The sequence below is a fragment of the Marivita sp. GX14005 genome (assembly GCF_023370775.1).
Lineage (GTDB): Bacteria > Pseudomonadota > Alphaproteobacteria > Rhodobacterales > Rhodobacteraceae > Marivita.
Genome location: NZ_JAMCCQ010000004.1, coordinates 383,633 through 391,619, shown reverse-complemented (window position 1 = coordinate 391,619; position 7,987 = coordinate 383,633). Strand labels below are relative to the sequence as shown.

Here is a 7,987-nt window from a genome sequence, read left to right as displayed (position 1 = left end):
GTTTGCGAGGAGAGTGACACTTCTGCTTTGCCGATGGGTGACATTATCGCTTTGCGCTTACATGTAAACAGCGTGTAATCCGTCTTATGTTAAAATTAACTTCCGGTCTGTCATGTCGCATCTATTAGGTCACAGGCCTCGGCCTCATGCGCACGGGTCGGATCGACTGGCCATCGAGTGCGTAGCGGCGGCATTGCTACCGGACAAATTCCGTCGCGGCCCCTTACCTTCGGGAAGCCCCGCTGTTACACGGCAACGTATACCAGACAACGGAGATACCCACATGACCCGCGACACCCGACCTGCCCGATGCAACCAGCTCGACCGCCGCAGCTTCCTAGGCCGGGGTGCGGCTGCAGGAGCGGCGCTGGGGCTCGGGGCGTGGCCCTCTGGCGTGATCGCGCAGGCCGAGGCGCAGGGCGGTGTGCTCAGGGCGCGGCTTTATGCGGATATCTCGAACATCGATCCGGCCTTCTGGACCTCGGCTGTGGATGCGCTGGTCATGCGGGCGATCTATGTTCCCGCGCTGGAGCACCAGACCGGCACGCGCGAATTCAATGCCCAGCCCAAGGCGTTCAAGTCCTACGAGGTTCTGGACGACACGCGCATCGCCTTCGAAATCCAGCCCGGACTGATGTATAGCGACGGCTATGGCGAGATGACAGCGGAAGACGCGAAATTCTCCTTCGAGCGGATCGCAGATCCTGAGCTGAAATCTCCCTATATCGACGATTGGGGCGCGCTCGATCACGTGGAGGTGACGGATAAATATACCGGCATCATCCACCTCAAGACGCCGTTCGCGCCGCTTTTTACCACCACCCTGCCGGGGATCAGCGGCGTCATCTTGCCGCGCGCGGCGATCGAGGCGGCGGGCGGGCGGTTCACCACGCAGCCGCCCTGTTTCTCCGGCCCCTACCGCATCCGCGAATGGCAGCCGAAGACCCGCCTGATCCTGGAGCGCAACCCCGACTGGACGCTGGATGCGCCTGGATATGACGAGATTCACCTCTTTCCCATCGAAGACCCCAAGACCGCCGAACTTGGCTTTGAAGCGGGCGATCTTGATTTCACCGAAACCAGCGTTTCGTCCCTGACGCGCTACAAGGATGCGACGCCCGACGGCGCGACATTCGATCAGTATGACGGGCTCAACTACTATTGGATGGGCATCAACGAAGACAATTGGCAGCTTGAGGATCAGCGCGTGCGCCGCGCCATTCAGCTTGCCGTGGATCGCAACGCGGTGGTCGATGCGTCCTTCCTTGGCGGCACGCAGCCCTCGGCGGGGATCGTCGCGCCCGCCCTGCCCGGCGCGCGCGAGGCCAATCTGTACGACCGCGATCTGGATCAGGCGCGCGCCCTGCTCGAAGAGGCTGGCTATGGCGGCGGGTTCCCCCTGACCATCGCGATCCAGCAGACGGCGGAGAACCTTGCCGCCGCGTCGGTGATCCAGGCCAATCTGGCGGAAATCGGCGTTCAGGTGCAGATCAACCAATATGAAAGCGGCACATTCTGGAGCCTCGGCGTTCGGTCCGAAGGCGATCAATGGCAGGATTTGCAACTCTTCCTGATGCGCTTCTCGATGCAGCCCGACCCAAGCTGGGCCACCATGTGGTTCACGCCCGAACAGGTCGGCATCTGGAACTGGCAGGGCTTCGACAATGCCGAATTCGGTGAATTGCACGAGGCTGCGCAGACCGAACTCGATACCGAAAAGCGCGCTGAGATGTACCGCAGGATGCAGGATCTGATGGAGAAATCGGGTGACTTCGTCTTCCTCAGCTTCGTGCCCATCGGCGTGCTTTACCGCAACGATGTCGATCCGGGGCTGAGGCCCGATGGAGAGCCGGTCTTCCCCGAATTCAAGCCCGCCAGCTAAGCGCGGCGCGCACACATGTGGCTCTATTTCCTTAAGCGGCTCGGGCTGGCGGTCATCGTCGTCTTGATCGTGATCGCGGTGCTGTTCGTGATGACCTACGCGATCCCCGGCGATCCGGCGCGGGTCGCGCTTGGCCCGCGCGCGAGCGAGGAACTGGTGGCCGAGTTTCGCGAACGGATCGGGCTGGACCGTCCGATCCTCGTGCAGATGGGCAATTTCTACCTGTCGCTGTTCCAGGGCGATCTGGGCCGCGACGCAATCAGCGGCGAACCGGTGCTGCGCATCCTGCTGTCGCAGTTTCCCGACACGCTCTACCTTGTTTTGGGCGCGGTGATCGTGGCGGTGGTGCCGGGCATCCTTTTGGGGATCATGGCGGCGCGCCATCGCGGCAGCCTGCTCGACCGGGTGACATCGGTGATTTCCGTATCGGTCATGTCGGTTCCGGCCTTCGTGATCGCCATCTACCTGCTGCTGGTCTTTTCGATCCAGCTGGGCTGGTTCCCGGCCATCGGCGCGGGTGAAGGGTTTTGGGACAAGCTGCACCGTCTGGTTCTGCCGTCGCTGGCGCTGGGGTTGGCCTGGATCGGCTATGTCGCGCGGATCCTGCGCGCCTCGATCCTTGAGGAGATGAACGAAAGCCATGTGCGCACCGCGCGGGCCTTCGGGCTGCCCGAAAACCGGATCATGTATGATTACGTGCTGCGCATCGCGATCCTGCCCACCATCACGGTTCTAGGCATCGGCATCGGGCACATGCTGTCCGGCGCGGTCTTTGCCGAGATCGTCTTTGCCCGCCCCGGCATCGGCAAGCTGGTCTTCGACGCGATCATCAGCCGGAACTATCCGCTCGTCACAGGTGCGGTGCTACTGACCACGGTGTTCTTTGTCTTCGTCAACCTGCTGGCCGATCTGCTGATTGCCTGGCTCGATCCGAGGGTGCGCCATGACCTTGCCGGCTGAACCCGATGTGACGCCGCCCCGGCCCTTGAAAAAGCCGCGCGCCAAGGGATCGTTCGCGCGGCTCGTCTCCGACCCGCTGGGGGCGCTGGGGCTGATCCTGATCGCAATCACCGTACTGGGCGCGTGTTTCGCGTTCCTCTCCCCATGGGAGCCGAACGCGCTCAACCCGCTTGACCGGTTTCAGGGGCCATCGGCGGCGCATTGGCTGGGCACTGACAACCTTGGCAGAGACCTTTTGACCCGCGTGCTTTACGGCGCGCAGATCGCGCTGACGCTGTCCATCGGGGCGACGGCGGTGGCGCTGGTGATCGGTGTGGCGGCGGGGCTGATCGCGGGGTATGGGCCGCGCTGGCTTGATAACCTGCTGCTGCTGATCTTCGATGCGCTGAAATCGGTGCCGACGGTCATGCTGGCGCTGGTGCTTGTCACCATTACCGGGCCAAGCGTCTGGGCCGTGCTGCTGGTGGTCGTCATCATCAACGCGCCCGCCTATGGCCGCATGGCGCGCACGCAGACGCTGGCCGTCCGCAACGCCGAATTCATCGACGCCGAACGCGCGCTCGGCGCCAGCGGTGCATGGATCGCCATCCGCCATGTGCTGCCCAACATCCTTGGGCCGATCCTGATCGTGGCGGCGATGGATATTCCCGTGGTCGTGGGCATCGAAGCCGGGATGAGCTTTCTCGGCCTCGGCGTGCGCCCGCCCACGCCCTCCTGGGGCAGCATCCTCTTCGACGGGTTTTCCTATATCCGCGAAAGCCCGTGGCCGGTGATCGCAGGCGGCCTGCCGATTATCATCACCACGCTGGGCTTTACCTTCCTGGGCGAAGCGCTGCGCGACACGTTCGATCCCAAGATCGCGGGGCGCAAATGACTGACAGACCTGCCCTTTCCGTGCGCAACCTCAGCGTAAGCTATGACACGCCCGAAGGCCGCCTGCGCGCGCTGCGCGGCGTCAGCTTCGATGTGCAAAAGGGCGAAATCGCCGGGCTGGTGGGGGAATCGGGCTGCGGGAAATCCACCCTGATGCAGACGATCCTCGGCCTTCTGGGCGGCGCGGCGGCGATTGAAAGCGGCGAAATCTGGCTGGGCGATACCGATCTTCTGACCCTGAACCGCCGCCAGATGCGCAGGCTTCTGGGAGACCGTCTGTCGGCGGTGTTCCAGGACCCGATGAAATCGCTCAACCCGGTGCTGACCATCGGGCGGCAGATGACCGACATCCAGTTCCGCCGCAAGGCCAGCCGCGCGGACAAGCGCGCCCGCGCCATCGAGATGCTGGACAAGGTGCAGATCCCCGATCCGGCAAAGCGGCTGGACCAGTATCCGCATGAATTTTCCGGCGGGATGCGGCAACGCGTGGCCATCGCCATGGCGCTCATGGCCGAACCGGATCTGCTGATCGCGGACGAGCCGACCACTGCGCTCGATGCAACGTTGGAAATCCGCACCATCGAACTTTTGCGCGAATTGCAGGAGGAGATCGGCTGCGCGGTCCTCTTTATCACGCACCATCTGGGCGTCGTGGCCGAACTGTGCGACCGGATCAACATCATGTATGCCGGCGAACTGGTCGAACACGGGGGCACCCGCGCGATTTTCGACGCGCCGCAACATCCCTATACCGAGCTGCTCTTCGCCTGCGATCCCGCCCAGATCAAGGAGCGCAGCCGCGCACTGCCCACCATCCCCGGCACCGTTCCGGGGCTGATCGACGTGCCGCCCGGCTGCGTCTTTGCCCCCCGCTGCCCCAAGCGGTTCGCCCCCTGCGACAGCCTGCATCCGCGCCCCGTCGCCTCGGGCGGGTCCGATCTGGTGCTTTGCCACCTGCGCGATCCAAAGGTGCCGGCATGAGCGCGCTTCTGTCCGTCCGCGATCTGGAGGTCGCCTTTCCCATCGGCGGACTGCTGTCGCGGCTACGCGGCGGACCTGCGGATATTCGCGGCGTTGCGGGCGTGTCCTTCGACCTCGCGGCGGGCGAAACGCTCGCGCTGGTCGGCGAATCCGGCTCCGGCAAGACGACGCTGGCGCGCGCGGTGGCCGGTCTTGGGCGCAACGTGTCGGGCAACGTCACCTTCGAGGGCAAAGACATATTGGCTATGGACGCCGCCGCGCGGCACAGGCTGCGGCGCGATGTGTCCTTCATCTTCCAGGATGCCGTCAGCTCGCTCAGCCCGCGCCTGACAGTGCGCCAACTGCTGGAGGAGCCGTTCCGCATTCATGGCGAGACGCCCGACAACATGGATGCGAAGATTGCAGACCTGCTCGATCTGGTAAGCCTGCCGCCCGCGATGGCGGACAGGCGGCCGCACGAGTTGTCGGGCGGTCAGGCCCGCCGCGTCGGCGTGGCCCGCGCGCTGGCGCTCGATCCAAAGCTGATCATCGCGGATGAGCCGACGGCGGGCCTTGATGTGTCGGTGCAGGGCGAGGTGCTCAACCTGCTCAACGATCTGCGCGAACGGCTGGGTCTGGCGCTGCTTGTCATCACGCATAACCTCAATATCGTGCGCCATATCGCGGATCGCATGGCGATCATGTATCTGGGCCGCTTCGTCGAACTGGGCGAAACGGACACCGTGTTCCACGACCCGCGCCACCCCTATACGGCGGCGCTTTTATCCGCGAACCCGGTCGTCGATCCCGAGGCGGCGCCCGAACGCATCACTCTGGAAGGCGAGATGCCGAGCCTTCTGCGGCGGCCCGCGGGGTGCGAATTTCACGGCCGCTGCCCCTTTGCCCGCGAGCTATGCCGCACCCATGCGCCCGAAGTCACGCAAGACGCGGCGCGGCGGTTCACCTGCCATTACCCTGTCGGCGTCGCGTCCTTTCTGTCCCAAAGCTGAGGTGTCCCATGCCCGGTATCGATGAAGCGCTCTGGGCGCAGGTCACGCCCTATTTGCCCTGGTCCTTGGCAAAGACGGTGCGCAACCGGCGGGTCGATCCGGTCTGGTTCCAGGATGGCGCGGCGTTCTGGTATCGGCGCGAGACAGAAACGTTGCCGGAGTTCATCTGCGTTGAGACGGAAACCGGCACGCGCCGCACCGTTTTCGACAGCGCCGCGCTGGCCAAGGCTCTTGGCGCGGTGACGGACCGGCCCGAAGCGGCGCTGGACCGCATCGAATTGCTCGACCCGGGCGCGGCCCGCATCGCGCTCGATGGCGCGATCTACGGCTTCGATGGCACAGCGCTGGTGCTGGAACGGCCCCGCCGTTGCGGGCCGGATGCGCTGCCCTCCCCCGACGGGCGGCGCGCGCTCTTTCGGCGGGCGGGCGATCTGTGGCTGCGCGATCTGGACAGCGGCGCGGAAACGCGGCTGACCACCACTGGCGCGGCGCATTTCGAATGGGCCAAATCCCCCGATCAGAGCCTTGAGACCCTCCATATCGCCCGGCGCGGCATCTCCCTGCCCCCCGTTGCCGTCTGGTCACCGGATTCGCGCAAGGTGTTGACCCATCAGCTTGACGAACGCCGCGTGCGCCGCCTGCCGCTGGTGCAGCATATCCCCGACGATGGCAGCCTGCGGCCGGTGCTGCACGATCTGCGCGTTGCCTTCACCGGCGATCCCGACCTGCCGATGATCCATCACGCGGTGATCGACGTGCTGTCGGGGCAGATCTCGCATCTGGACGTCCCGCCGCAACACGCCACCGAAACCACGACCATCGAGAAGCTCGAAACCTGGTGGAGCGCGGATAGCGCCCGCCTCTGGCTGCTGGATCATAACCGGTTCGAGACGCGCATCGCGCTGATCGAGGCCGACGCCACCACCGGCCGAACGCGCGAGATCGTGGCGGAGACATGCGAGACATTCGCCGATGTGAACATGGAATTCGGCCGTGTGCCGAATATCCGCATCCTCGATCGCAGCAACGAGGCGATCTGGTTCTCACAAGCGGATGGCTGGGCGCATCTCTACCTCGTCGATCTGGGAACCGGCAAGACGCTGCGGCAGCTCACGCGGGGGCCATGGGTGGTGCGCGACATCCTCGCCGTCGATGAAGCGGCGCGGCGTGTGCTTTTCCTGGCCGGCGGGATCACCGAAGGGGACACGCCCTATCAACGCGCGGTCTGCGCGGTGTCTCTGGACGGCGGCGCGGTGCAGGTCCTCACGCCCGAGCGCGGCGATCACGACGTTGCCATGCGCGCCCCCGGCTGGCGGGATATGGTCGAAGAGGCGCGGCGGCTGACGCCCCAACCGGCAGCGGTTGCGCCCGATGGCCGGCATTTCGTCAGCGCCCGCGCTCCTCTGGACGGCCTGCCCGTGTCTGAACTGCGCCGCGCCGATGGCACGCTGGTCGCGCAGCTGGAAGAGGCGACAGCGCCGCCGGAGGGGATGATCCTGCCCGAGCCGTTCACCGCCACCGCCGCCGATGGCGAGACGGTGATCCACGGCATGATCTGGATGCCCGAAGGCGCGGCAGAGGATCGCTCCATCCCGCTGGTCGAGATGGTCTATCCTGGCCCGCAATGTATCGAAGCGCCACTGTCGGCCTTTCCCGCCGATCCGTCCGAATTCTTCAAGACCGCGCTGGCGGGCGTGTTTGCCAGACTGGGGCTGGCCGCTGTCATCATCGATGCGCGCGGCACGCCGTTCCGGTCCAAGGCGCTCCACGATGCCTGCCACAAGCGCCTGCACGATCCCGGCCATCTGGAGGATCACGCCGCCGCGCTGGAGCAGCTTTGCGCCAGCCGCCCCGCGCTCGACCCGGCGCGCATCGGGATCATGGGCCATTCCGCCGGGGGCCACGCCGCCGCCCGCGCGGTGCTGGCGCATCCCGAGGTGTGGAAAGCTGCCGTCGCCACCGCCGGCAGCCATGATCCGCGCCTTTACAACCATGCCTGGCCGGAAAAGTGGAACGGCCCGCTTGAGCGCTTCCCCGATGGCAGCACCAGCTACGACGCCGCCGCCAACGCGCCGCTGGCGCACCGACTGCAGGGCGCGCTGTTTCTGGGCCATGGCGATATGGACGACAACGTGCATCCCGCCCAGACCCAGCGCCTTGCCGCCGCGCTGATCGACGCGGGCAAGGCGTTCGAGATGCTCATCACGCCGAATGACGATCATTACAGCTTCCCGCGCGCGCCCTACGTTGTGCGCCGCGAGATCGATTTTCTTCTGCGCCACCTGACCTGACCCGCGAAAGG

Annotated in this window: 6 protein-coding genes; all 6 read left to right on the top strand. The window is 65.4% G+C overall.

Annotated elements, in window-relative coordinates; translation table 11 throughout:
* Window positions 1-283 precede the first annotated feature (283 nt).
* Genes M3465_RS13910 through M3465_RS13885 form a run of 6 tightly spaced genes read left to right on the top strand, consistent with a single transcriptional unit; the run spans window position 284 to window position 7,976 of the window.
* Window positions 284-1,882 (top strand): ABC transporter substrate-binding protein, encoded by a 1,599-nt coding sequence (locus M3465_RS13910; protein WP_249502369.1) that lies wholly within the window; start codon window positions 284-286, stop codon window positions 1,880-1,882.
* A gap of 15 nt (window positions 1,883-1,897) precedes the next feature.
* Window positions 1,898-2,842 carry an ABC transporter permease gene (locus tag M3465_RS13905; RefSeq protein ID WP_249502368.1) on the top strand — a complete coding sequence of 315 codons (945 nt, stop codon included), beginning with the start codon at window positions 1,898-1,900 and terminating at the stop codon, window positions 2,840-2,842.
* Window positions 2,826-3,716, top strand: coding sequence for an ABC transporter permease (locus M3465_RS13900; RefSeq protein ID WP_249502367.1), 891 nt, complete (start codon window positions 2,826-2,828; stop codon window positions 3,714-3,716). The genes M3465_RS13905 and M3465_RS13900 overlap by 17 nt, the downstream gene beginning before the upstream one ends.
* Window positions 3,713-4,696 carry an ABC transporter ATP-binding protein gene (locus M3465_RS13895; protein ID WP_249502366.1) on the top strand — a complete coding sequence of 328 codons (984 nt, stop codon included), beginning with the start codon at window positions 3,713-3,715 and terminating at the stop codon, window positions 4,694-4,696. Before M3465_RS13900 ends, M3465_RS13895 begins: the two co-directional genes overlap by 4 nt.
* Window positions 4,693-5,685: an ABC transporter ATP-binding protein gene (locus M3465_RS13890; protein WP_249502365.1), complete on the top strand. Its 993-nt coding sequence runs from the start codon at window positions 4,693-4,695 to the stop codon at window positions 5,683-5,685. Before M3465_RS13895 ends, M3465_RS13890 begins: the two co-directional genes overlap by 4 nt.
* An 8-nt stretch (window positions 5,686-5,693) precedes the next feature.
* Window positions 5,694-7,976, top strand: a complete 2,283-nt coding sequence (locus M3465_RS13885) for a S9 family peptidase (RefSeq protein WP_249502364.1) — start codon at window positions 5,694-5,696, stop codon at window positions 7,974-7,976.
* Window positions 7,977-7,987 lie beyond the last annotated feature (11 nt).